Source organism: Streptomyces cylindrosporus (assembly GCF_022698165.1).
Lineage (GTDB): Bacteria > Actinomycetota > Actinomycetes > Streptomycetales > Streptomycetaceae > Streptomyces > Streptomyces cylindrosporus.
The window spans coordinates 429,016-453,120 of sequence record NZ_JALDAY010000003.1 but is presented as its reverse complement, the minus strand read 5'-3'; the positions used below and the strand labels follow the sequence as shown (position 1 = coordinate 453,120).

22 protein-coding genes are annotated in these 24,105 nt (G+C 71.7%); 7 read left to right on the top strand and 15 right to left on the bottom strand.

The annotated features are described in order from the left end of the window. Positions 1 to 95: 95 nt before the first annotated feature. Both MQP27_RS11430 and MQP27_RS11425 read right to left on the bottom strand, forming a co-directional pair. The gene (locus tag MQP27_RS11430; protein ID WP_242764564.1) at positions 96 to 1,124 is read right to left on the bottom strand and encodes a LacI family DNA-binding transcriptional regulator; all 1,029 of its coding nucleotides are present in this window, start codon (positions 1,122 to 1,124) and stop codon (positions 96 to 98) included. Next, complete coding sequence (locus tag MQP27_RS11425) at positions 1,121 to 3,496, bottom strand: glycoside hydrolase family 2 protein (RefSeq protein ID WP_242764562.1); 2,376 nt, start codon at positions 3,494 to 3,496, stop codon at positions 1,121 to 1,123. Before MQP27_RS11425 ends, MQP27_RS11430 begins: the two co-directional genes overlap by 4 nt. Before the next feature lie 190 nt (positions 3,497 to 3,686). On the opposite strand from MQP27_RS11425, the gene MQP27_RS11420 reads away from it, so the two are divergent. Genes MQP27_RS11420 through MQP27_RS11410 form a run of 3 tightly spaced genes read left to right on the top strand, consistent with a single transcriptional unit; the run spans position 3,687 to position 6,786 of the window. Beyond that, complete coding sequence (locus MQP27_RS11420; protein WP_242764560.1) at positions 3,687 to 5,000, top strand: ABC transporter substrate-binding protein; 1,314 nt, start codon at positions 3,687 to 3,689, stop codon at positions 4,998 to 5,000. Next, entirely contained in the window at positions 5,000 to 5,959 is a 960-nt protein-coding gene (locus MQP27_RS11415; protein ID WP_242764558.1) for a carbohydrate ABC transporter permease, read from the top strand. The genes MQP27_RS11420 and MQP27_RS11415 overlap by 1 nt, the downstream gene beginning before the upstream one ends. Further along, on the top strand, positions 5,956 to 6,786 hold the full coding sequence (locus tag MQP27_RS11410; protein ID WP_242764556.1) for a carbohydrate ABC transporter permease: 831 nt from the start codon (positions 5,956 to 5,958) through the stop codon (positions 6,784 to 6,786). The genes MQP27_RS11415 and MQP27_RS11410 overlap by 4 nt, the downstream gene beginning before the upstream one ends. 21 nt (positions 6,787 to 6,807) lie before the next feature. Here the strand turns inward: MQP27_RS11410 and MQP27_RS11405 are convergent, their stop codons facing one another. The 3 genes from MQP27_RS11405 to MQP27_RS11395 form a co-directional block, all read right to left on the bottom strand. Next, entirely contained in the window at positions 6,808 to 8,112 is a 1,305-nt protein-coding gene (locus MQP27_RS11405) for a ribonuclease D (protein ID WP_242764554.1), read from the bottom strand. A 234-nt stretch (positions 8,113 to 8,346) separates the two neighbouring features. Then, a complete protein-coding gene (locus tag MQP27_RS11400; protein WP_242764552.1) occupies positions 8,347 to 9,009 on the bottom strand; it encodes a helix-turn-helix transcriptional regulator in 663 nt (220 codons plus the stop codon). 251 nt (positions 9,010 to 9,260) lie between these two features. Continuing rightward, positions 9,261 to 9,929, bottom strand: a complete 669-nt coding sequence (locus tag MQP27_RS11395) for a DUF3000 domain-containing protein (RefSeq protein WP_242764550.1) — start codon at positions 9,927 to 9,929, stop codon at positions 9,261 to 9,263. A 109-nt stretch (positions 9,930 to 10,038) separates the two neighbouring features. On the opposite strand from MQP27_RS11395, the gene hemE reads away from it, so the two are divergent. Beyond that, a complete protein-coding gene (gene hemE, locus MQP27_RS11390) occupies positions 10,039 to 11,097 on the top strand; it encodes a uroporphyrinogen decarboxylase (RefSeq protein ID WP_242764547.1) in 1,059 nt (352 codons plus the stop codon). A gap of 1 nt (position 11,098) precedes the next feature. On the opposite strand, the gene MQP27_RS11385 is transcribed toward hemE, so the two are convergent. Then, positions 11,099 to 11,926 carry a rhomboid family intramembrane serine protease gene (locus tag MQP27_RS11385; protein ID WP_242764545.1) on the bottom strand — a complete coding sequence of 276 codons (828 nt, stop codon included), beginning with the start codon at positions 11,924 to 11,926 and terminating at the stop codon, positions 11,099 to 11,101. Positions 11,927 to 12,053: 127 nt separating this feature from the next. On the opposite strand from MQP27_RS11385, the gene MQP27_RS11380 reads away from it, so the two are divergent. Further along, the gene (locus MQP27_RS11380; protein WP_242764543.1) at positions 12,054 to 12,383 is read left to right on the top strand and encodes a hypothetical protein; all 330 of its coding nucleotides are present in this window, start codon (positions 12,054 to 12,056) and stop codon (positions 12,381 to 12,383) included. Between the two features lie 12 nt (positions 12,384 to 12,395). Here the strand turns inward: MQP27_RS11380 and MQP27_RS11375 are convergent, their stop codons facing one another. Both MQP27_RS11375 and MQP27_RS11370 read right to left on the bottom strand, forming a co-directional pair. Beyond that, entirely contained in the window at positions 12,396 to 13,781 is a 1,386-nt protein-coding gene (locus MQP27_RS11375) for an FAD-dependent oxidoreductase (RefSeq protein ID WP_242764541.1), read from the bottom strand. Between the two features lie 27 nt (positions 13,782 to 13,808). After that, entirely contained in the window at positions 13,809 to 14,723 is a 915-nt protein-coding gene (locus tag MQP27_RS11370; RefSeq protein WP_242764539.1) for a DUF4349 domain-containing protein, read from the bottom strand. Positions 14,724 to 14,881: 158 nt separating this feature from the next. Here MQP27_RS11370 and hemG point away from each other — a divergent pair, with 158 nt between their 5' ends. Both hemG and hemQ read left to right on the top strand, forming a co-directional pair. Continuing rightward, complete coding sequence (gene hemG / locus MQP27_RS11365) at positions 14,882 to 16,342, top strand: protoporphyrinogen oxidase (protein ID WP_242764537.1); 1,461 nt, start codon at positions 14,882 to 14,884, stop codon at positions 16,340 to 16,342. A 5-nt stretch (positions 16,343 to 16,347) separates the two neighbouring features. Next, entirely contained in the window at positions 16,348 to 17,079 is a 732-nt protein-coding gene (gene hemQ / locus MQP27_RS11360; protein WP_242764535.1) for a hydrogen peroxide-dependent heme synthase, read from the top strand. Here hemQ and MQP27_RS11355 read toward each other — a convergent pair whose 3' ends face one another. The 7 genes from MQP27_RS11355 to MQP27_RS11325 all read right to left on the bottom strand — a co-directional run bounded on the left by MQP27_RS11355 (position 17,080) and on the right by MQP27_RS11325 (position 23,857). Then, positions 17,080 to 18,657 (bottom strand): alpha/beta hydrolase, encoded by a 1,578-nt coding sequence (locus MQP27_RS11355; RefSeq protein ID WP_242764533.1) that lies wholly within the window; start codon positions 18,655 to 18,657, stop codon positions 17,080 to 17,082. 143 nt (positions 18,658 to 18,800) lie between these two features. Then, entirely contained in the window at positions 18,801 to 19,559 is a 759-nt protein-coding gene (locus MQP27_RS11350; protein WP_242764531.1) for a TIGR04222 domain-containing membrane protein, read from the bottom strand. 102 nt (positions 19,560 to 19,661) lie between these two features. Beyond that, the gene (locus tag MQP27_RS11345; RefSeq protein ID WP_242764529.1) at positions 19,662 to 20,441 is read right to left on the bottom strand and encodes a DUF4142 domain-containing protein; all 780 of its coding nucleotides are present in this window, start codon (positions 20,439 to 20,441) and stop codon (positions 19,662 to 19,664) included. Positions 20,442 to 20,585: 144 nt separating this feature from the next. Next, positions 20,586 to 21,911 carry an MbnB/TglH/ChrH family RiPP precursor modification enzyme gene (locus MQP27_RS11340; protein WP_242764527.1) on the bottom strand — a complete coding sequence of 442 codons (1,326 nt, stop codon included), beginning with the start codon at positions 21,909 to 21,911 and terminating at the stop codon, positions 20,586 to 20,588. 159 nt (positions 21,912 to 22,070) lie between these two features. Next, positions 22,071 to 22,865: a DUF4142 domain-containing protein gene (locus MQP27_RS11335; RefSeq protein WP_242764525.1), complete on the bottom strand. Its 795-nt coding sequence runs from the start codon at positions 22,863 to 22,865 to the stop codon at positions 22,071 to 22,073. A 229-nt stretch (positions 22,866 to 23,094) separates the two neighbouring features. Then, positions 23,095 to 23,538: a hypothetical protein gene (locus MQP27_RS11330; RefSeq protein WP_242764523.1), complete on the bottom strand. Its 444-nt coding sequence runs from the start codon at positions 23,536 to 23,538 to the stop codon at positions 23,095 to 23,097. 4 nt (positions 23,539 to 23,542) lie between these two features. Beyond that, entirely contained in the window at positions 23,543 to 23,857 is a 315-nt protein-coding gene (locus tag MQP27_RS11325; protein WP_242764521.1) for an SGNH/GDSL hydrolase family protein, read from the bottom strand. Between the last annotated feature and the right edge of the window lie 248 nt (positions 23,858 to 24,105).

Here is a 24,105-nt window from a genome sequence, read left to right as displayed (position 1 = left end):
ATCTGCACTGCTGCGGCCGCGCTGAGCGCGCGCTCAGCCCCATGCTACTTACGGGTAACGTAACTGCACACCCCTGACGGCGGGAGCGGCGAAGGTCACATCCGCGGCGGGGCCGTCGAGCCGCGCGGAGTGAGAACCGGAGTGGGTACGGGATGCGATCCCGGCCCGTCTCCCGTGATCGCCCCGAACAGCGTCCGCGCCGCGTCCGCGCCGAATCCGTGCACGTCATGGCTCATGGCGGACAGCGTCGGATGCGTCAGCCGGCACAGCTGGGAGTCGTCCCAGGCCAGCAGCGAGACGTCCGCCGGCACGCTCAGCCCCATCTCGGCGGCCACCGAGAGACCGGCCACCGCCATGATGTCGTTGTCGTAGACGATCGCCGTCGGCCGGTCCGCGGGGGCCGCGCTGAGCAGCGACCGGGTGGCCCGCGCCCCCGCCTCGCCGGAGTAGTCCGTGGTCACCTGCCAGGCCCCGGCCAGCTCCAGGGTGCGCGCCGCCTCGTCGAACGCGGCGGTCCGCATCGCCGTGTGCCCGAGCGCGGCGGCGCCCCCCACCCGGGCGATCCGCCGGTGCCCGAGCGCCGCGAGATACCGCACGGCTTCCCGTACGGCCGTCGCGTCGTCGGTCCACACGGAGGTGAGCGAGCCGGTCAGCGAGGGGTGCCCGACGGCGACCACCGGCATCCCCAGCCGCTCGACGGCGCCCACGCGGGGGTCGTCGGCCCGGAAGTCGACCAGGATCGACCCGCCGATCTGCCGTCCCCGCCACCACGTCTCCTGCAGCCCGACCTCCTCCTCCACGTTCCGCACGAGCCGCAGCAGCAGCGAGCAGTTCCGCTCGATCAGCACGCTCTCCACGCCCGAGACGAACTCCATGTAGAAGGGCTCCAGGCCCAGCAGCCGGGCCGGCCGGCAGATCGCGAGCCCCACCACGTCCACCCGCGACCCGGCCAGTGTCCGCGCGGTGAGGTTCGGCGCCCAGCCCAGCTCCCGCGCCGCCTCGAAGATCCGGTCCCGGGTCGCCTCCGAGAGACCCGGCTTGTGGTTGAAGGCGAGCGACACGGCACCCTTGGACACACCGGCGCGCGCGGCGACGTCCTTGATGGTGACGCGGGAGGTGGTCATCGGCCGCTCTCCAGGCAGTACAGGGCGGATCGGGCGGTGCCGGGATCGGGAGTCTCCCACCCGCTCACCCCGATGGTCACCCGCTCACCGGGCAACAGGGTCACCAGCCCCCGGTCGGCCCGCGCGTCCGGGCCGAGCCGGTCCGCCTGAAGCAGCAGATCCCGTACGAGGGTGCGGGCCGTCACGGTCACGGCGCCGGGAGCCACGGAGACGTCGAACTCGGGGCGGGGGTAGGGGATTTCGCGATCGGGGGAGGGGAAGTACAGGGCCCTCAGCCCATCGGTGTCCGCCACCAGGAACTCCTTCGGCCCCACCGGCGTCAGCTCCGGCGGTACCTCCACATCGACGACGGCCCGTCGTCCCGCCCGGAAGTCCACCTCGGCCTCGCCGATCACCCCGCCGTCCACCGACATCCGTCGCAGCCGGACCACCCCCGCCCAGGCCTCCGCCGCCTGGTTGACGACCGCCAACACCAGCCCCCGCTCCCGCCCCCGCACTTGAGCCGTCAGCAGCCGGTCCGCGTACAGTCGCCGCAGCTCGTGGTACAGCGGCTTCGCCCGGCCGTCCCCGTCGACCGCCGCCCAACTCGTCACCGGCCAGCAGTCGTTGAGCTGCCACACGACCGTCCCCGCGCACACCGGCCAGTTGGACCGCCAGTGCTCGATCCCGGCGGCGACGGCACGCGCCTGGTTCACCTGCGTCAGATAGTGCCAGCGGTCGAAGTCCCCCTCGGGGAAGGCGAAATGCCGCTCCAGCCCCCGCCGCAGCTTCCCGTTGCCGTCGTCCGCCTTCTGGTGGTGCAGCATGCCGGGGGAGTCCGCGGCGAGCTCCTCACCCGGCAGCGCCCGCCGCAGCGTGGCGTACGCGGGCGGCGCCTGCCACCCGAACTCCGCCACGAACCGCGGCACTTCGAGCCGGTAATCCGCGTAATCCGCCCGGTTCCACACCTCCCAGGAGTGGTGCGTACCGTGCGCCGGATCGTTCGGATGCCGCTCCCACGAGCCGGACCACGGACTGCCCGCCGTGTACACCCGCGTCGGATCCGACTCGGCCACCACCCGCGGCAGTAGGCCCAGGTAGTACCCCTCGCCCCAGGAGTCCCCGGCGAGCCGCTCCTCCCAGCCCCAGTCCCGGAACCCCCACAGGTTCTCGTTGTTGCCGTTCCACAGCACCAGCGAGGGATGCGGCATCAGCCGTACGACGTTCTCCCGCGCCTCCGCCTCCACCTCCCCGCGCAGCGGCTGCTCCTCCGGGTACGCGGCGCAGGCGAAGGGAAAGTCCTGCCAGACCAGCAGCCCCAGTTCGTCGCAGGCGTCGTAGAAGTCCTCGCTCTCGTAGATCCCGCCGCCCCACACCCGCACCAGATCCACGTTCGCGTCGGCCGCCTGCCCGAGCCGCTCCCGGTAGCGCTCACGCGTGACGCGCGAGGGGAACACGTCGTCCGGGATCCAGTTGACCCCGCGCGCGAAGAGCCGCTCGCCGTTGACGACCAGGGTGAACCCGGTGCCGTGCGCATCGGCCGAGGTGTCCAGTCGGGCGGTCCTGAACCCGACCCGCCGCCGCCACACGTCCAGCGCCCCGCCACCGCCCAGCAACGTCAACTCGACATCGTACAAAGGCTGTTCGCCGTACCCGCGCGGCCACCACAAGCGCACGTCCGGCACCTGGATCCGTACGACCCCCGCACTCCCGTCGATGTCGGCGTGCGCCCGCACCCCGCCGACCGTGGCCTCGACGGCCAGCGGCGCCTCGACCCGGCTCCGCTCGACCTCGACGTGCAACTCGACCACACCCAGGCCGTCTTCGACGGTCACCAGCGGCCGCACCCGGGCGATCCGGGCAGTCGACCAGTGCTCCAGCCGCACCGGCCGCCAGATACCGGCCGTCACCAGCGTCGGCCCCCAGTCCCAGCCGAACGAGCAGGCCATCTTTCGGATGTACTGGTACGGCTCGGCATAGGCGGCCGGCCGCTCGCCGACCCGCCCGCGCACGGCCTCCGCCTCGGCGTACGCGGACACGAACCGCACCGAGAGCAGCCCCGACATCCCGGTCACGTCGAAGCGGTAGGACCGGTGCATGTTCCTCGTCCGGCCCAGGAGCCGACCGTCGACCATGACCTCGGCGGCGGTGTCCAGCCCGTCGAAGACCAGGTCGGTCTGCTCGTGCCCGGACCCGGCGCGCAGCTCGGTCTCGTACGTCCACTCGCGCCGCCCCACCCACGCGACCTCGGCTTCGTCGCGTCCGAGGAAAGGGTCCGGGATCACCCCCGCCGCGAGCAGGTCGGTGTGCACACAGCCCGGCACGGCGGCCGGAAGCAGCTTCCCTTCGTGCCGCAGAACCCATCCCTCGGTGAGCGGTGTCGCCTCCAGCATGCACACTCCCTAAACCGTCGAACCAAACCGTCGAACTAAACCGTTTGAGTCCAGTGCTCGGAAAACTTTCGGCAGCCTTGGCGGAATAGGGACTTTACCGGTTAAGAAAACGTTGTCAGAGTACCGAACCAGCCAACCCGCTCGTGCTCGTCCGTCCCATGAACGTGAACCATGAACGGAGTTGATGCACATGTCCCGCCGTACAGTCCTCGCCCTCGCCGCCGGAGCCGCTCTCGTCCTCACGGCCTGCACCGGCACCGGAGGCACGTCGAAGGGCGCGGAGGCCAAGGCCCCTGACGATCCGTCAAAGGTGTCCGGAACCATCAAGGTCCTCACCCAGCGCACCGACCTCGTGCAGGACGGCACGATGAAGAAGTACGCCGCCGAGTTCAACAAGACGTATCCGAAGGTCAAGGTCGAGTTCGAGGCCCTCACGAACTACGAGGCCGAGGTCAAGATCCGGATGAACACGGAGAACTACGGCGACGTCCTGCTGATCCCGGGGGTGGTGAAGAAGAGCGACTACCCTCGCTTCTTCGCGTCCCTCGGCACCCAGGCGGGGCGCAGCGAGAAGTACCGCTTCACCGACTTCACCACGGTCGACGGCAAGGTCTACGGCCAGAGCCCGATCGGCGTGAGCCCCGGCTTCGTCTACAACAAGAAGGTCTGGCGGGAGGCCGGCGTCACCAAGTGGCCCACCACACCGGCCGAGTTCCTCACCGACCTCAAGGCGATCAAGTCCAGGACGGACGCGACGCCGTACTACACCAACTTCGCCGCCCAGTGGCCGCTGACCTCGTGGACCTTCGTCAACGGCTCGCCCAGCTGCGACACCGGGGCCACCACCAAGCTCGCCGAGGGTGACCCCTGGGCGAAGGGCAGCGACCTGCGCGTCGGCGACACCCTGCTGTACGACATCGTCCACGAGGGCCTGGCCGAGAAGGACCCGACGACCACCAACTGGGAGCTCTCCAAGCCCCGGTTGGCGAAGGGGAAGATCGCCACGCAGTGGCTCGGCACCTGGGCGATCGTCCAGTTCCAGGACGCCGCGAGGAAGGCCGGGGTGAGCCCCGACGACATCGGCTTCATGCCCTTCCCGGCCCAGGTGGACGGCAGGTTCTGCGCGGTCGTCGGCCCCGACTACAACCAGGCCGTCAACGTCCACTCGCGGCACAAGGAGGCGGCCCGCGCCTGGATCGACTGGTTCACCGACAAGTCCGGCTACGACAAGGACAACCTGGCGATCTCCCCGCTCAAGAACGCCGCGCTGCCCGACGTACTGAAGCCGTACGAGGACGAGGGCGTGAAGTTCATCGAGCTCGACGACACCAAGGGCGCCCAGGTGAAGGCCATCGACGACCAGTCCGAGGTCGGCATCAACAAGCCCGACTACCGCCAGGACCTGGTCGACCTCGCGCGCGGCGCCCGCAAGGGCAGCCTGGACGACTTCCTCGCCGGCCTCGGCAGGAAGTGGACCGAGGCGCGGAAGACCGTGGGGTCCTGATGACGGACACCACCCACAAGTCGGCCGTACCGAAGGCCACTTCGGAGCGGGTGAAGACCGCCGTCCCCACCCCGGCCCCCGCCCCACGCCGTGCGCGCGTGTGGCGGGGCCTCACCCCCTGGCTCTTCCTCCTGGCCCCGCTCGCCTTCCTGATCACCTTCACCTACGCGCCGATCGCCAACATGCTGGCGTACAGCTTCACCGACTGGGACGGCGTCAGCCCCGAGCTGCACTACACGGGCGTCGGCAACTACACCGAACTCTTCACCCGCCCCGACCTGTTCGAGGTCTTCTGGGTCAGCGGCTACTACCTGGCGGCGTCCGTCGTCCAGATCATCGCGGCCCTCTACTTCGCGACGGTCCTCAGCTTCGACGTCCGCTTCCGGAACTTCTTCAAGGGCCTGCTGTTCTTCCCGTACCTGATCAACGGGGTCGCGATCGGCTTCGTGTTCCTCTACTTCTTCCAGGACGGCGGCACCCTCGACTCGGTCCTCGCCCTCTTCGGCCACCACTCGGACCACGCCTGGCTGGGCACCCCGGTCTCCGCGAACATCTCCCTCGCGGGCGTCTCGGTCTGGCGCTACCTGGGCCTGAACTTCGTCTTGTTCCTGGGCGCGATCCAGTCGATCCCGGGGGAGCTGTACGAGGCGGCCGAGCTGGACGGCGCGAACCGCTGGCACCAGTTCCGGCACATCATCGCGCCGGGCATCAAACCGGTCCTGACCCTGACGGTGATCCTCTCCGTCTCCGGATCCCTCTCGGCCTTCGACATCCCGTACATCATGACCGGCGGGGCGACCGGCACCGAGACCTTCGTGATCCAGACGGTGAAGCTGGCCTTCCAGTTCAACAAGACGGGCCTGGCCTCCGCGGCCGCCGTCGTACTCCTGCTGATCATCCTCCTGGTGACGTGGATCCAGCGCCGGCTGGTCCCCGACGAGAAGGTGGACCTCGTATGACCCGCCGAGCGCTGGCCCGCACCCTGCTCTACCTGTCCCTGGTCACGGCGAGCGTGGTGGTCGTCCTCCCGCTCCTCGTCGTCTTCCTGACCTCGCTCAAGACGGAGCAGGAGACCTCGAACGACACGGGGGCGCTCACTCTCCCGCACGACCCGCTGAACTTCCACAACTACGTCACCGCGTTCCAGGACGGCCGGATGCTCTCGGCCTTCGGCAACACGGCCTTCATCCTGGTGGTCTCGGTCGCCGGCACGGTCCTGATCGGCTCGATGACCGCGTACGCGATAGACCGCTTCACGTTCCGCTTCAAGAAGCTGGTGGTGGCCCTGTTCCTGACAGCGGCGCTGGTCCCCGGAGTGACGACCCAGGTGGCGACCTTCCAGATCGTCACCAGCTTCGGCCTCTTCGACACCCGCTGGGCCCCGATCGCCCTCTACATGGGCACGGACATCGTCTCGATCTACATCTTCCTGCAGTTCGTCCGGTCCATCCCGACCTCACTGGACGAGGCGGCCCGCCTGGACGGCGCCAACGCCTTCACGATCTACCGCAAGATCATCTTCCCGCTGCTCAAGCCCGCCATCGCAACGGTGGTCATCGTGAAGGGCATCGCCGTCTACAACGACTTCTACATCCCGTTCCTCTACATGCCGAACCAGGATCTTGGCGTGATCTCGACGTCCCTGTTCCGCTTCAAGGGCCCGTTCGGCGCCCACTGGGAGACGATCTCGGCAGGAGCGATCCTCGTCATCCTGCCGACACTGATCGTCTTCCTGTGCCTGCAGAGGTACATCTACAACGGTTTCACACGAGGTGCGACCAGGTGAGGCGGGGATCCTCGGCGGTGGCTAGGCGGACAGCGCGGCCACCAGCACCGGCGTCACCTGCTCGACCTGCCAGGGCCGCGCCCCGTACCCCGCCAGCGCAGCCCCCACCGACTCGGCGTCCACGACCTTCGGCGGCTCCCAGCAGACCCGCCGCACGGTGTCCGGGGTGATCAGGTTCTCCTGGGGCATGTTCAGCCGCTCGGCCAGCGCCGAGACCCCGGCCCGGGCCGCGGACAGCCGAGCCGCGGCCGCCGGATCCTTGTCGGCCCAGGCCCGCGGCGGCGGAGGCCCCGTCACCGGCTGCCCCGGCGCGGGCAACTGCGCGTCCGTCAGGGCCTTGGCCCGGTCGACGGCGGCCTGCCACTGCTCCAGCTGCCGCCGCCCCATCCGATGCCCGAACCCGTTCAGCGCCGCGAGGGCGTGCACATTGGCCGGCACGGCGAGCGCCGCCTCGACGATCGCCGCGTCACTGAGCACCTTCCCCGGCGACACGTCCCGCCGCTGCGCGATGCGGTCCCGCGTCTGCCACAGCTCCCGCACCACGGCCAGCTGCCGGCGCCGCCGCACCTTGTGCATCCCGGACGTCCGGCGCCAGGGATCCTTGCGCGGCTCGGCCGGCGGCGCGGCCGCGATCGCGTCGAACTCCTGCCGCGCCCACTCCAGCTTCCCCTGCCGGTCCAGCTCCTTCTCCAGCGCGTCCCGCAGGTCGACCAGCAGTTCCACGTCCAGCGCCGCGTACCGCAGCCACGGCTCCGGCAGCGGCCGGGTCGACCAGTCGACGGCGGAGTGTCCCTTTTCGAGTACGTAGCCCAGGACGCCCTCGACCATCGCGCCGAGGCCGACCCGCGGGAACCCGGCGAGCCGCCCCGCGAGCTCCGTGTCGAACAGCCGCGTCGGCACCATGCCTATCTCGCGCAGACAGGGCAGGTCCTGGGTGGCCGCGTGCAGCACCCACTCGACGCCGGACAGCGCCTCGCCGAGCCCGGACAGATCAGGACAGGCGACGGGATCGATCAGCGCGCTCCCGGCGCCCTCGCGGCGCAGCTGGACGAGGTAGGCGCGCTGGCCGTACCGGTAGCCGGAGGCCCGTTCGGCATCGACGGCGACGGGCCCGGAACCGGCCGCGAACGCGGCGATCACCTCGGCGAGCGACTCGGCGTCCGCGATCACGGGCGGAATGCCCTCACGCGGTTCGAGCAAAGGGACGGGCTCCGCGGCCGCATCCGGATCCGGCGCCCCCGTAACAGAAGTTCCGCCGTCTTCCGGAGGGGCGCCTCCGGTGGTTCGCAGTGAGCTGTCTGCTGCGGTCTCTTGGGCGTCGGTCACCTGTCAAGGGTATCCGTGTATGGACAGCGCCCGCCGACGTAACGTTCCGTCGACGGGCGCCTGAGGGTCGTAAACCAGTCAGGTCGGTGAAACATCCGGTTCACGACAGGTGGGGTACGGACAGGGGGTCGGCGGGCGATCCGATTCACGTCCGTGAATTGTGCGGGATTGAACCACCGGGGCCGGTGAGCTGCCGGTATCGGTGGAACCGCCGGTATCGGTGGATCCGCGGTGTCAGTGGATGATGCCGGTCCGCAGGGCCACCGCGACCATCCCGGCGCGGTCGCCCGTGCCGAGCTTGCGGGCGATACGGGCGAGGTGGCTCTTGACGGTCAGCGCGGACAGGCCCATCGAGACGCCGATCGCCTTGTTCGACTGGCCCTCCGCGACCAGCCGCAGCACCTCGACCTCGCGGCCGGACAGCTCGCGGTAGCCGCCCGGGTGGCTCGGGGCACCCGGGGGGCGGCGGTGCATACGGGCGCCGGCCGCGCCGATGGGGGCCGCACCGGGCCGGGTGGGGAGCCCGACGTTGGTGCGGGTGCCGGTGACGACGTAGCCCTTGACGCCGCCCGCGAGGGCGTTGCGCACGGCGCCGATGTCGTCGGCCGCGGACAGGGCCAGGCCGTTGGGCCAGCCCGCCGCGCGGGTCTCCGACAGGATGGTGAGGCCGGAGCCGTCGGGCAGGTGGACGTCGGCGACGCAGATGTCGCGCGGGTTGCCGATGCGGGGACGGGCCTCGGCGATGGACGACGCCTCGATGACGTCGCGTACACCGAGGGCCCACAGGTGGCGGGTGACGGTGGAGCGGACTCGGGGGTCGGCCACGACCACCATGGCGGTCGGCTTGTTGGGACGGTAGGCGACCAGGCTTGCGGGCTGCTCGAGAAGAACTGACACCAGGCCTCCTGGGGTGCGGGACGGCTTTGAAGGTCACAGTCGTCTTCGGCACCAAACCCGGAGCCCTTTAGTGAAAGATCACGATTTAGTGAGTGGAAATCTGTGCAATTCGGACACGTGGTCGATCGTTCGGTGAACGAATCGGTTCGTTCGAGGGCCGGTTCATGATTGAAAGTGGCCGTATCGACAAAACGATGACAAAAACGGCGGCCGGACGACGGCCGCCGTGACTCACATCGACGTCATGGACGTCAGCGGGACTGGGGATCGCGGCGCTGCGGCAGCGTCACCACGGACGCGTCGCCCGGTGCGGCCGGCGGCAGCCCCGCGACCTGGGCCAGCAGATCGCACCAGGAGGCCAGGTGGGCCGCCGTGTCCGGCACCCCGCCCAGGCCCTCCCGGGGCGTCCAGGAGGCCCGGATCTCGATCTGCGAGGCCGCCGGGCGCTCCGCGAGCCCGCCGAAGTAGTGCGAGCTCGCCCGCGTGACGGTCCCGCTCGGTTCGCCGTACGACAGTCCGCGCGCGCTCAGCGCCCCGGTCAGCCAGGACCAGCACACCTCCGGCAGCAGCGGGTCCGCCGCCATCTCCGGCTCCAGCTCGGCACGCACCAGCGTCACCAGCCGGAAGGCGCCCCGCCAGGCCTCGTGCCCGTCCGGGTCGTGCAGCAGCACCAGCCGGCCGTCGGCCAGGTCCTGGTCACCGTCGACGACGGTGGCCTCCAGCGCGTACGCGAACGGCGCGAGCCGCTGGGGCGCCCGCGTCGACTCGATCTCGATCTGCGGCCTCAGCCGGCTGCCACGCAGCGCCTGCACCGCGGCCAGGAAGGCCGGCGGAGCCGTACCGCTCCCATCCCGGTCCCCCTCCTTGGTGTCGTCCATTCCGTCAGCGCCGTCCGACAGTCGTCCCTGAGCCGCAGCCATGCGGGGAAGATTAAGGGGAACCGGGCCTTCGTGCAGGGCAAGACACCCGGCTGTGCGCGAACCCCCACGCGCGGCGGGGCGAACTCCACCGTCGTGCAAGACTTGCCCCGTGAGCGCCAACGACACCCCGCAGCAGTCCGCGACCTACGACTCCGCCTTTCTCAGGGCCTGCCGACGCGAGCCCGTGCCGCACACGCCGGTGTGGTTCATGCGCCAGGCCGGGCGCTCACTCCCGGAGTACCGCAAGGTCCGCGAGGGCATCCCGATGCTGGAGTCCTGCATGCGGCCCGAACTGGCCGCGGAGATCACCCTCCAGCCGGTCCGCCGGCACGGCGTCGACGCCGCGGTCTACTTCAGCGACATCGTCGTCCCGCTCAAGGCGATCGGCATCGACCTCGACATCAGGCCCGGCGTCGGCCCGGTCGTCGAGAAGCCGATCCGCACCCGCGCCGACCTGGCCCGACTGCGTGACCTGACCCCCGACGACGTCTCGTACGTCACCGAGGCCATCGGCCTGCTCACCCGCGAACTCGGCGCCACCCCGCTCATCGGCTTCGCCGGCGCGCCTTTCACCCTCGCGAGTTACCTCGTCGAGGGCGGTCCGTCGCGCACGTACGAGAACGCCAAGGCGATGATGTACGGCGACCCGGAGCTCTGGGCCGACCTGCTCGACCGGCTCGCCGACATCACGGCCGCCTTCCTCAAGGTGCAGATCGAGGCCGGCGCCTCCGCGATCCAGCTCTTCGACTCCTGGGTCGGCGCCCTCGCCCCCGCCGACTACCGGCGCTCGGTGATGCCCGCCTCCGCGAAGGTCCTGGAGGCCGTCGCCGGTTACGGCGTGCCGCGCATCCACTTCGGTGTCGGATGCGGCGAGCTGCTGAAGCTCATGGGCGAGGCCGGCGCGGACGTCGTCGGCGTCGACTGGCGGGTCCCGCTGGACGAGGCCGCCCGCCGCGTCGGCCCCGGCAAGGCGCTGCAGGGCAACCTCGACCCGACGGTCCTGTTCGCCACCACGGAGGCCGTCGAGGCCAAGACCGACGAGGTGCTGGAAGCCGCCGCGGGCCTGGAGGGCCACGTCTTCAACCTCGGCCACGGCGTCATGCCGTCCACCGACCCGGACGCCCTGACCCGCCTCGTGGAGTACGTCCACACGCGCACCGCCCGCTGACTCACCAGGTGTGCCGGGGCCGTGCCCGCCTGCCGAACAGCAGGCCGCGCGGTTCCGGCGGCGGGGGAGTGCCCGGCTTGAGCGGCCAGGCGAGCAGCATCCCGGCCAGGAAGCCCACCACATGGGCGGCGTACGCCACCGTCCCGGCGTCGGAGACGCCCTCGCCGGACGAGTAGACCGCCTGCAGCACGAACCAGAAGCCCAGCACCAGCCAGGCCGGCAGCCGGAGCGGCAGGAAGATCAGGAACGGGACGAGGACCCAGACCCTGGCCTTCGGATACAGCACCAGATAGGCGCCCAGCACGCCCGCGATGGCGCCCGAGGCGCCGATCAGCGGGTCGGACGAGTCGGCGTTGAGCAGCGCGAAGCCGTATCCCGCCGCATAGCCGCAGACGACGTAGAAGAGCAGGTACCGCACATGCCCCATGCGGTCCTCGACGTTGTTGCCGAAGATCAGCAGGAACAGCATGTTGCCCAGCAGGTGCAGCCAACTGCCGTGCAGGAACATCGCGGTGAAGACCGACAGGGCGGGCGACTTGTCGTAGCCCGGCGGGGCCACCACGCAGCCGAGCGCGCCGCCGGCGCCTCTGCCCACGTCCCCCGTGGGGACCATGCGCGGCATCTGGTGGTGGATCAGCTCCCGCGGCACCGCCGCGTAGTGGTCCAGGAACGCCTGCAGATGGCACAGCTGCGCCAGGTCGCTGCCGCCGGCCACCGAGCCCGCTATGCCGGGCGTGGCCAGGAAGACGTACACGTTCGCGGCGATCAGCGCGTACGTCACCCAGGGGGTGCGGCGCACCGGGTTCACGTCATGGACGGGGATGACCACAAGGGATTAGTGCCCGCGATGAGCGGGGCGAACCTGAGTGAACGCGGGCACGCGCGCGTGCGTATGACTCGGCAACCGCCCGCGGCGCGGGGAAGGCGGGTCGCGGGGACGACGTGAGGAACAGGCGATGAACGACCGAGTTACTCCTCCGCTGCCGGTCCAGGCCCTGCCGAACGGCGAGGCCGAGCTGGCCCTGGTGATCCAACTGCCCTGGGAGGACGTGGCCAGGCTGGGCCAGGAGGCCGGCCGGCTGGCCTCGCAGATGCAGCGGCCGGTGACCCTCGACGAGGCGGTGAGCAACCGTCTCAGGTCCACGCGGCCCGCGGCCGCGCACGCCAAGCCGGCCGGGGAGCAGCCGGTGGCCGTGACGACCACGGCCTCCGTCTCCTCGCTGCCGCCGCGGCCGCCGGCCGAGCAGGCCCGCCAGGCCATCGAGCGCATCAACGGCTCGGCGTAGCCGGCAGGCCCATCAGGAGGCGCGTACCTTCGCGGTGGCCTTGCGGGCGGCCACCAGTACGGGGTCCCAGACCGGGCTGAACGGCGGGGCGTAGCCCAGGTCCAGGGCCGTCATCTGCTCCACCGTCATCCCGGCCGTGAGGGCCACCGCCGCGATGTCGACCCGCTTGCCCGCGCCCTCCCGGCCCACGATCTGCACGCCTAGCAGCCGCCCCGTGCGGCGCTCGGCGAGCATCTTCACCGTCATGGGGGCGGCGTTCGGGTAGTAGCCCGCCCGGCTGGTCGACTCGATGGTGACCGTCACGTACTGCAGCCCGGCCCTGCGCGCGTCCTTCTCGCGCAGGCCGGTGCGGGCGATCTCCAGGTCGCAGACCTTGGAGACGGCGGTGCCGACCACACCGGGGAAGGTCGCGTAGTCGCCCCCGGCGTTCGCGCCGATGACCTGCCCGTGCTTGTTGGCGTGGGTGCCCAGCGCGATGTGCCGCTCCTGGCCCGACACCAGGTCCAGGACCTCCACGCAGTCCCCGCCGGCCCAGATGTTCTCGTACCCGCGCACCCGCATGGCGAGGTCGGTGAGCAGCCCGCCGTGAGCCCCCAGCGGCAGCCCCGCGGCCTTCGCCAGCGCCGTCTCGGGGCGCACGCCGATGCCCAGCACCACCACGTCCGCCGGGTACTCGGCGGCCTCCGTGGCCACCGCCCGCACCCGGCCGTCCTCGCCGGTGAGGATCTTGGTGACCTCGGCGTCGTTGACCATGGCGATGCCCATGCCCTGCATGGCGTCGTGCACCAGGCGGCCCATGTCCGGATCGAGGGTCGACATCGGCTCGCTGCCCCGGTTGACGACGGTCACCTCGTAGCCCCGGTTGATCATCGCCTCGGCCATCTCCACGCCGATGTACCCGGCCCCGACGACCACCGCGCGACGGCCACGCGTGCGTGCGAGCGAGTCCAGCAGCGCCTGCCCGTCGTCGAGCGTCTGCACCCCGTGCACCCCGGGGGCGTCCGCGCCCGGCATGTCCGGGCGGATCGGGCGGGCGCCGGTCGCGATCACGAGTTTGTCGTACGACGTCCAGGACTCCTCCCCGGAATCGACGTCACGCGCGCGTACCCGCCCGTTCGCCACGTCGATCTCGGTGACCTCCGTACGCATCCGCAGGTCGATGTCCCGCGCGCGGTGCTCCTCGGGCGTACGGGCGATCAGCCGGTCCCGCTCCTCGACGTCACCGCCCACCCAGTACGGGATGCCGCACGCGGAGTACGAGGTGAAGTGGCCGCGCTCGAAGGCCACGATCTCCAGCTCGTCCGGGCCCTTCAGGCGGCGTGCCTGCGACGCCGCGGACATCCCCGCGGCGTCGCCGCCGATCACGACCAGTCGTTCCCTCGCAGCGCTCATGCTCATGCGAACACGCTACGGGGGCAGGGCATTTCAGTCCTGCCCGCGGTTCTCCTCGGGGGTGGTGGTTCGTACCCGGGGCCGAACCAGCCGCAGCCACGCCAGCACGAGCACGGCGGCCACCGCGGCGAACGGCAGCACCGCGCCGAAGGCCACCGCCAGCCAGCGCAGCATCGTCACGAACGCGTTCCAGCCGCCGGACAGCGCGTCCAGGAAGCCGGGGTCCTCGTCCTTCGCCGCCGCCTTCTTCACCGGCGCCTCGGACAGGGACAACGTGATGGTGGCCAGGCTGGTGCGGTCCTTCAGGGACGCCTGCTGGGCGAGCAGTGCCTCCAGGTCGGCCTCCCGGCTGCTCAACTCGCCCTCCAGCTCCACGACGTCGCTCAGCTTGGTCGCCCGGTCCATCAGCTCGCGGACCCGGGCCACGCTGGCCCGCTGCGACCTGACGCGGCTGTCCACGTCGACGACCTGGTCGGTGACGTCCTGGGCCTTCGCGGTGCGCTCCAGGAGCTTGCCCGCGCCCTGGAGGCCGGCGAGAACCTCGTCGTACTTCTCGACCGGCACACGCAGCACCACGCGCGTGTGCTCGCGGCCCTCGTCGTCCCGGCTGGTGGTCTCGTTTCCGACGTAACCGCCCGCGTTCTCGGTGGTGGTGCGGGCCTCGTCCAGGGCCTTCGGCACGTCCTTGACCTGCACGGTCAGGGACGCGGTGCGGATGATGTGACTCACCGTGAGGTTCGGCGCGCGGGTCGCCTCCGCGCCGTTCGCCTCCTTCGCGCCGCCGGGGGCGGCCCCCTTGGCGTCGCTCTGGGCGGCGGCGCCGTCCGCGGCCTTGCCGCCGGAGCCGCTGTCGTTCGCGCCGCTGCTGCATCCGGTCAGGGCGAGCGCCGTGGCCAGCAGCAGCCCGGTCAGGGCGTGGACAGGTCGTACGGAACGTCGTGCGCGCATGTGGGCGTACCCCCGAGGGTCTTGACGACTGACGCTTCTTCGACGCCGGGCGCGGCACGGACGTTGGGCAGGGCCGGTCCCGATGCGGTCACGGTCGGGACTCGTGCAGGACACCGGGGCGGGGACGGGCTGTCAGTGGGGTCTGAGAGGCTGGGGACATGCGCGAAGTTCAGAGTCGTACGGGTGCGGGCCAGGTCGTCGTCATCGGGGCCGGCATCGCGGGGCTGGCCGCCGCTCACCGGCTGCTGGCGCGGGGCGCGCGGGTGACCGTGCTGGAGGCGTCGGACCGCGTCGGCGGCAAGCTGCTGCCGGGCGAGATCGCGGGTGCGCGGGTGGACCTCGGCGCCGAGTCGATGCTGGCCCGCAGACCGGAAGCGGTCGCTCTCGCGCGCGAGGTGGGCCTCACCGACCGCCTCCAGCCGCCGGCCACGGCGACGGCCTCGATCTGGACCCGCGGAGCCCTGCGCCCCATGCCCAAGGGCCACGTCATGGGCGTCCCCGGCACCGCCGCCGCCCTCTCCGGCGTCCTCTCGGACGAGGGCCTCGCCCGCATCGAGCGCGACGCCGACCTGCCCCGCACGGAGGTCGGCGACGACGTGGCCGTCGGGGAGTACGTGGCCGAGCGCCTCGGCCGGGAGGTCGTCGACCGCCTGGTGGAACCCCTGCTGGGCGGCGTGTACGCGGGCGACGCGTACCGCATCTCGATGCGCTCGGCGGTCCCGCAGCTGTACCAGGCGGCGAAGACGCACGACTCCCTGACCCAGGCCGTCCGCGAGATCCAGGCGAAGGCGGCCGCGGCCCACCAGACGGGCCCGGTGTTCATGGGCATCGAGGGCGGCGTCGGCACCCTGCCCCTCGCGGTCGCCGAGGCGGTGCGGGCGGCGGGCGGCGAGATCGTCACCGGGGCACCCGTGACGGAGCTGCGCCGCGAGGCCGCGACCGGTTGGCGCGTCGTCACCGCCGACCGCGTGCTGCACGCAGACGCCGTCGTCCTCGCCGTCCCCGCCCCCGTCGCCGCCACCCTCCTGCGCGCCGAGGCCCCCGCCGCCGCCACCGAGCTCGCCGGCGTCGAGTACGCCTCCATGGCCCTGATCACCCTCGCCTACCGCCGCGCCGACACCGCCCTCCCCGAGGGCAGCGGCTTCCTCGTACCGCCGGTCGACGGGCGCACCATCAAGGCCTCGACGTTCGCCTCGCAGAAGTGGGGCTGGATCGCCGACGAGAACCCCGACCTGCTGGTCCTGCGCACCTCGGTCGGCCGGTACGGCGAGACGGAGATCCTCGGCCGCGAGGACGCCGACCTGGTGGACGTCTCCCGCCACGACCTGCGCGAGGCCACCGGCCTCGACGCCACGCCGGTCGCCACCCGCGTCACCCGCTGGACCGACGGCCTGCCCCAGTACCCCGTCGGCCACCACGCGCGCGTGGCCCGCATCCGCGAACACGTCGCCAAGCTCCCGGGCCTCGCGGTGTGCGGCGCGCAGTACGACGGCGTCGGCATCCCCGCCTGCATCGCGAGCGCGTACGCGGCGGTCGACCAGCTCGACGGCGACCTCAGAGCCTTGCGGGAGCTCACCGCCAACCCGGTGCAGAGCCTGCACGGCGGAGCGGGAGAATGAGGGACATGAGTGACGACGCCCCCACCACCGAGGCCGCCCGGATCCCGAACAAGGGCAAGCTGGCCAAGGACCTCAACGAGGTCATCCGCTACACCCTGTGGTCGGTCTTCAAGCTGAAGGACGTGCTGCCCGAGGACCGCGCGGGCTACGCCGACGAGGTCCAGGAGCTCTTCGACCAGCTCGCCGCCAAGGACGTGACGATCCGCGGCACGTACGACGTGTCCGGGCTGCGCGCCGACGCCGACCTCATGATCTGGTGGCACGCGGAGACCAGCGACCAGCTGCAGGAGGCGTACAACCTCTTCCGCCGCACGAAGCTGGGCCGCGCCCTGGAGCCGGTCTGGTCGAACATGGCGCTGCACCGCCCCGCCGAGTTCAACCGGTCGCACATCCCCGCGTTCCTCGCCGACGAGACGCCGCGCAACTACGTGAGCGTGTACCCCTTCGTGCGCTCCTACGACTGGTACCTGCTGCCCGACGAGGACCGCCGCCGCATGCTCGCCGACCACGGCAAGATGGCCCGCGGCTACCCCGACGTCCGCGCCAACACCGTCGCGTCCTTCTCGCTCGGCGACTACGAGTGGATCCTCGCCTTCGAGGCCGACGAGCTGTACCGCATCGTCGACCTCATGCGCCACCTGCGCGCCTCGGAGGCCCGTATGCACGTCCGCGAGGAGGTCCCGTTCTACACGGGCCGCCGCAAGGACCTCGCGGAGCTTGTGGCGGGCCTTGCCTGATCAACGAGCGGGCTGGGGCTCCCGGTGCGGTGCGCAGGCCGCGCGCCGTACCGGCGTCCGCCCTTCCAACAGGTACGCGTCCAGGTAGCCGTTGACGCACCGGTTCGGCCCGCCCGCGATCCCGTGCGTCCCCGCGTCCCGCTCTGTCACCAGCACCGACCCCGACAACCGCCGGTGCAGCTCCAGCGCCCCCTCATAAGGCGCGGCCGCGTCCCGCTCGGCGGCGAGGATCATCGTCGGCGGCAGCTCACCCGGCCCGGTCCGCACATCCACCGGCTCCTGCCGGGGCACCGGCCAGTACGCGCACGGCAGGTTCATCCACACGTTGTCCCACGTCTCGAACGGCGCCACCCGCGCGAGCCGCGTGTTGTCCCGGTCCCAGACGCGGAAGTCCGTCGGCCAGGGAGCGTCGTTGCACTCGACGGCCGTGTACACCGCGTTGGAGTTCTCCGCCTCGGCCGCCGCCCCCGCCACCGGAGCCGCCTGCGCGATCAGCTGCTTCGGATCGCCCTTGAGGTACTCCGACAGCGCCTGCGCCCGGTGCGGCCAGTAGTCGTCGAAGTACCCGGCCGTCAGAAACGCCCCCTGCAGCTGCGCGGGCCCCACCTTGCCCCCGGCCGGTTCCGCCGCCAGCTGCGCGCTCGCTCGCTCGTAGCTGCGCTGCACCGAGTCGGCGGTCCGCCCCAGCCCGTACACGTCGTCGTGCTTGGCGATCCACTCACGGAAGTCCGTCCAGCGCCCCTCGAACGCGGCCGACTGGTCGAGGTTGTTGCGGTACCAGACCCGCTCCGGATCCGGGTTCACCGCCGAGTCGAACACCATCCGCCGCACGTGGGAGGGGAACAGCGTCGCGTACAGCGCCCCGAAGTAGGTGCCGTAGGAGGCCCCCATGAAGGTGAGCCGGTCCTCGCCCAGCGCCGCCCGCAGCACGTCCAGGTCGCGCGCGTTGTTGAGCGAGTTGTAGTGCCGCAGCGCACCGCCCGCCCGCTTCGCGCACCCGCGCGCGTACGCCTTCGCCTGCGCGACGCGCTCCTTCTTGTACGACTCCGACGGGTACGTCGGCGACTGCGAGGGCGCCTTGAAGAAGTGCTTGGGGTCCTGGCAGGACAGCGGCGCCGAGCGGCCGACACCGCGCGGGGAGTAGCCGACCAGGTCGTACGCCGCACCGATGCGCTTCCACTCCGGCAGCAGACCGACCAGCGGGAAGTACAGGCCGTCGCCGCCCGGCCCGCCCGGGTTGAAGACCAGCGCGCCCTGCCGCGGCACCCGGCGCTTGCTGTTGTGCGGGTCGGTGTGTGTGGCCCGGACCCGGCTGACCGTCAGCTTGATCTGCCTGCCGCCCGGATCCGCGTAGTCGAGCGGCACGGACACCGTGCCGCACTGCAGACTCCCCGGCATGTCCTGCGCCTCGGCGCAGTTGCCGAAGTCGATACCGGCGGCCCGGGCCCGTGCGGCGGCCACCGCGGTGCCCTGGACCGCGGCCGTGTCCGGTACGACGGACGCGCCGCCGGCCGGCGCCGCGGCGAGAGTGGTCAGGAGCAAGGATCCGGCGGCCGAGTAGAGCGCGGCTGCTCTCATGGCGTGTCCCTTCGGTGCACGGCGGCGACAAAAGGGATGTTTCGTTCGGCTGTCGGTGAAGGCAAGCACCGCCCCGGCGGTGTCGGCGTCAATGACCCCTGTGCGCCCCCGGCGTGCGGTTCACGCCGACCGGAAAACGCCCCCTACGACTGGTCGCGGTGGGTGAGGGCGGCGCGCAGATCCGGTTCGCCGATCGCCCGTACGCCCCGTACGGCGACGGTCGTGAGGTACGTACGGTCGTCGCCGCCCGCCGTGTGGCGCGCGAGGGTGCCCAGGAGCCGCTGTCCGGCCGGAGACGCCCATCGGGAGTAGGGGTGGACCTCGATACGGGCTATGGCGAGACAGCTCAGCGTCAGGGCCAGCGGCAGCGCGAACCACAGGGCCATCAGGCCGCGCGGCATGGTCGACTGGGCCGGCAGCAGCAGCGCGGCCGCGCCCAGCGCCACCACGGCCAGCGCGGCGACCTGCACCTGGCGGATGCCCGAGGCTATGCCGCCCCGCCCGTCGGGCACGGCCAGACCCGCGCTGACCAGCCGGTCTCCGAGGCTGCCCACGGCGTCGGCGGAGGCCGCGGCGGCCCGGACCGGGGCGATACGGCTCTGCCCCTCCGGCCCGATGGCCCCGATGACGGACCGCTCGATGTCGTCCCGGGCCCGCGGATCGACCACGGTCGCCCAGCCGGTGTGGGCGAGCAGCAGCCGTCGTTGCCGGGCCATGGAGACCATGGTCAGATCGGCCACCCGGCCGGGCCCGCCGGACAGGAAAGCCGCCTCGTAGAGCGTCAGATCGTGACCCTGGGTGTCCGCGTCGACGGCGGCCGCGCGTACGGCGGCCAGACACAGCCGCGTACACGCCGTGCCGGCGACGGCCCAGGCCAGCAGCAGGAGCAGAACCCAGAACATGCCGCGTTTCTATGCCAAAGGCCTGCGGAACCGCCATGCCCTGTTCACAATCCGGACGGAGCGTTGCGGGTACGTGACGTTCCGCTTGTCCGGAAGCGGGCGCTACGGCTGTTGCGGCGGCGGGCTGGTGGTGGCCGGCGGGAGCGTGTAGGTGTCGGTCGCCGAGGGGGTGACCGGGACGGCCGGGGTCGGGTAGGCCGTCGGGCCGGGCGGGGCCGGGGAGTTGGTGAGGGGGGGAGTGCTCGCCGAGGCCATGTTCCGCGCCAGCGCGTCCCAGTCGACGTACCCCGTGGCCTCCAGGACCTTGATGTGGTCCAGGACGGTCGTGTTGGCGTCGTCGGCGAGGGAGCGCACCAGGGAGTTGCGGGTGGTCGCGCGGACCTGGGCGACGACGGAGAAGACCTTGCCGTGCGCGAGGCGCAGGATGTTGGCGAACTGCCGGTCGTAGTCCACGCCCTGCGCCGTGTTCAGGGTGGCGAGCCACTGGCGTTGCTGGGCGTTGGGCTCGTTGGGCAGTTCGAGGCTCAGCTTGGCCGCGACGTCCCGGACGCGCTGGTCGAGGAAGGTGTGTCCCTCGACGAGGTGCCGCCCCGCCGTCCGTACGGCCTCGGTGGTGCCCTTCTGCTCGGCCTCCTGGCCCGCGGGCAGCTCCCACAGGCCGGCCAGCCGGACCTTGGTGATGAAGTCGCGGTCCAGGGCGGACAGCGGTCCGTAGTTCGTCGCCACGGTCTGGGCGTTGAGCACGTCCACGCCGGTGCCCGACCGGTCGGCGTACGACCAGATCGGGAAGATCAGCGCCAAGAGGGTCGCTGCGAGGCCCGTGATGATGATCCCGGTGCCACTGATGATGCCTCGGCCCCTGAGAGGCGGTCGGGGTCGCATGGTGCCTCCTGCTCATGGCACCGCACGCTCGTCTGATGTGAGTGCGGGATTGGCATGTTACCGGGAGGTGTGGGGGCGACTGTCGGGCAGGGACGGACGGGAAGTGTTACCCCGCGCACATTTCCGTGCGGTGGACACCTACCGTCAGCGGTGCAGCAGCACCTTCCGCGCCGCCCGCACCACACGCCCTCCGGTCCGCGGCGACCTCGGCGCCGGCCCGGACCGCTCCAGCCACCACTCGCGTACGGCCTCTCGCGCGGGCCCGTCCGCCAGTCGCCCGGAGACCAGCAGATGCTCGGCGAAGGACAGCGCGTCCCGCCGGTAGCCGCCGGTCATCGGGTGCCCGTGGGCGTACGCGACGAATGCCGCCCGGTAGCCCTCGCCGAGGATCCGCGGCAGCTCGGGCGCGACCTTCCCCACCACGTCGGCCCGCTTCCCGGCGAGCGCCCGCGCCTGCACCCCGAGCCGCACCCGGTCGAACCCCTCGGGCACCGGCGTCCCGGCCACGAGCGCGGACAGCAGGGCGGCCTGCGCGAGGGCGAGCCGCTGACGGGCCGGCCCGGTGGGCGGCTCGCCGGTCCGCGGCGCTTCCGCGGCGGGCCCCCGCGCGACGACGTCCCCCGTACCGCGACCGACCCGCACCCCCCGCCCCTGCTCCACGGCCCCTCGTATCGCCGCCAACTCCCCTTCCAGCACGGCCGGTTCGGGGAAGTTCTCGTCCCGCTCCAGCAGCACCCCGGGCGGTGACACCCTGGACGCGAGGTCGGTCAGGATGTCCAGGACCTCGGGCGGGACCGGGTGGGCGTGGCTGTCGTGCCAGACGCCGTCCCGTGCGAAGCCGCCCGCGACATGGACGTAGGCGATGGCCTCCAGGGGGAGCTCGGCCAGCGCCTTGGCCGGGTCCTCGCCGCGGTTGACGTGGTTGGTGTGCAGGTTGGCCACGTCGATGAGGAGCCGTACGCCGGTCCGCTCGACCAGCTCGTACAGGAACTGCCCCTCGGTCATCTCCTCGCCCGGCCAGGAGATCAGCGCGGCGATGTTCTCGACGGCGAGCGGCACCGGCAGCGCGTCCTGCGCTGTCCGCACGTTCTCGCACAGGACGTCGAGGGCGTCCGGGGTGCGCGGCACGGGCAGCAGGTGCCCGGCCTCCAGGAGCGGGGACGCGGTCAGCGCGCCGCCCGCCCGGACGAACGCGATGTGCTCGGTGACCAGCGGCGCCCCGAGGGCCTGCGCCCGCTCGGCCAGCGCGGCGAGCCGTTCCGCGTCGGGCCGGTCCGCGCCGCCGAGTCCGAGCGAGACGCCGTGCGGGATCACGGTCACCCCGCGGGCCCGCAGGCGCCGGAGCGACTCGGGGAGGTGGCCGGGGCAGACGTTCTCGGCCACGGCCTCGACCCAGTCGATGCCCGGCATGCGCTCCACGGCGTCGGCGATCTCCGGCCGCCACCCGATGCCCGTACCCAGTCGCTCCATGGCCCGCCCCCTCCTCGGCTTCCCCCGCAACCACCCGTCCCGTCCGTCTCCCCGGACGTGACGGGGGTATGGCCCCGGCGGCCGGACCCGAACCCCGCCGCTTGCACCTTCAGAGGAACATTTGAGGTTCGGATCCGGCCCCGAGGCACCCCGGCGGCCCTACCGCAGGACGCCCGCGGTGTCCTCCGGATCCGGCCGGTTCGTGTTGACCGTGCCCGGCGCGCCCGGCGAGGGCCGGGAGGTGGTCTTCACGTCATCGTCGGCCTCCGCGGCCGGCGCCGAGGGCGCGACCTGGCCGGGGACCGGCGCCGCCGGGCCGGTGGGGCTGGCGGTCGTACCCGCGACGGCGTCGTTGGCGATGGCGTCGAAGTCGACCCGGCCGGTCTTCTCCAGGATCGTGATGTGGTCGAGCACGGTCTGGTTGGCGTCCGAGGCCAGCTGCCGTACGAGGGTGTTGCGGGTGGTGTTCCGGACGGTGCCGATGGCCGGGAAGATCTTGCCGTGCGCGGCCCGCAGCAGGTTCACGAACTTGTACTCGTACTCCGCGCCGCTCGCCGCGCTCATCTCCTGCAGCCAGCCCTGCTGCTGCTCGTTCGGCTGGTTGGGCAGCTCGACGCCGAGCTGGGCGGCGACGATCCGGACCCGCTTGTCGAGGTCGGTGTGGCCGACGATGAGATGGTCGCCGGCCTCCTTGATCGCCGCGCTGGGCGCCCGCTGGATCGCCTGCTGGCCGGCCGGCAGCTCCCACAGCCCCGCCAGCCGGACGCGCACGATCAGATCACGGTCGGCCGCGGTCAGCGGACCCCACTGGGTGTTCACGGTCCCCGCGGCCACGTTCGCCTGCCCGGTGCCCGACCGGTCGGCGTACGACCACACGGGGAACGCGAGGGCGCCGATGGTGGCGACGATGGCCGCGATGAGGAAAGTCGTACCGTTGACCCGCCTGTTGCTCAAAGCTGCCTCCTGGAATGGTGCTTGGCCGGCGTCGGCGACAGGAGGTACGAGCTGAGGTCCGGCGTTGTTCAAACAAACGGTAAAGAACTAAAAGGCTGGCAAAGTCGTACGGCCATCACGTCCTCGTCGGCCCGAGCGTGGCGGCGACGTCCCAGGCGTGCACGACGTAGTCGACGAAGCGGAAGCCGCTGGCGACCCGCCCGGCGCACCCGGGCTGTCCCGCGTCGTCCTACGGTACGGGTGAAGGCGACGGGCAGGTGCCGAGCGGCCGGCTGGTGACGGTGCCGGTGCGGGTCGCTGTGTACGCGTAGCACTGGGCCCAGTCGGACGCCGCGACCTGGATCACGACGGTGGTCCCGGTCGCGGTGCGGGCGACGGAGCGGGGGCTTCGGGGGTGCAGTACGTCGGTGATCTCCCGGTCCGTCAGGGTGCCGTCGGCGTCGGCTGCCTGGAGCCGGGTCCTGAGCCGCTCGGCCGCGGCGGTGACATCGGCCCGGGCGTCGTGCTCCCTCTCCCGCCCGCTGTCGTGCACGGTCTGGAAGAACCAGACCAGCAGGCCTGCGGCCACCAGCACGCAGAGCAGTACGGCCGCGCCGAGGCAGCCGGCGGACCGGGCGAGGAACCCGGCCGGCCCGCTGCCACGGCGCGGCGCCTGCCGCGTGGGGGAGGTCACGCGGTCATGTTCCCGTATAGCCGATGGAGGTCAAGGCGGCCTCCACCACGTGCTCGTATCCGGTGGTGCCCGCGTTGTTCGGATGGAAGGCCTCGCGGCTCAGACAGGTCTGGCCGACGCCCGCGATGGCGATGCACACGGCGTGCGGGTCCCCCTCGTGGAAGTCCCCGTCGCCGTTGGGCCCGAGCACGATCTTGTTGATCCATTCGTCGCTGTCGCAGCCGCCGTGGCCGACGAACGCCGAGACCGGATCGGCGTAGGACACGTCGTAGCCCGCGGCGTGCAACTCGTCCACCTTGGACTTCTGCGCGGCGTCCATGTAGTTGGCGAGGGTCGCCAGCGTGGCGGCCTCGTCCCCGTCGATGTACCAGGAGCCCGTGCACTTGACCGTGCGGCTGAGGATCTCCGGATAGCCGGCCAGGAGGATCTTGGCGTTCGGCCTGCTGGGCGACGGCCCGGAGCGTGTCGCCGATGTCCTCCTTGGTCTTGTCGATCAGCGCCTCGTACTTGCTGAGGAAGTCGCTGCCCGCGCAGTCCCCGAGGCCCGCGCAGTCCGTCACGGCGTTG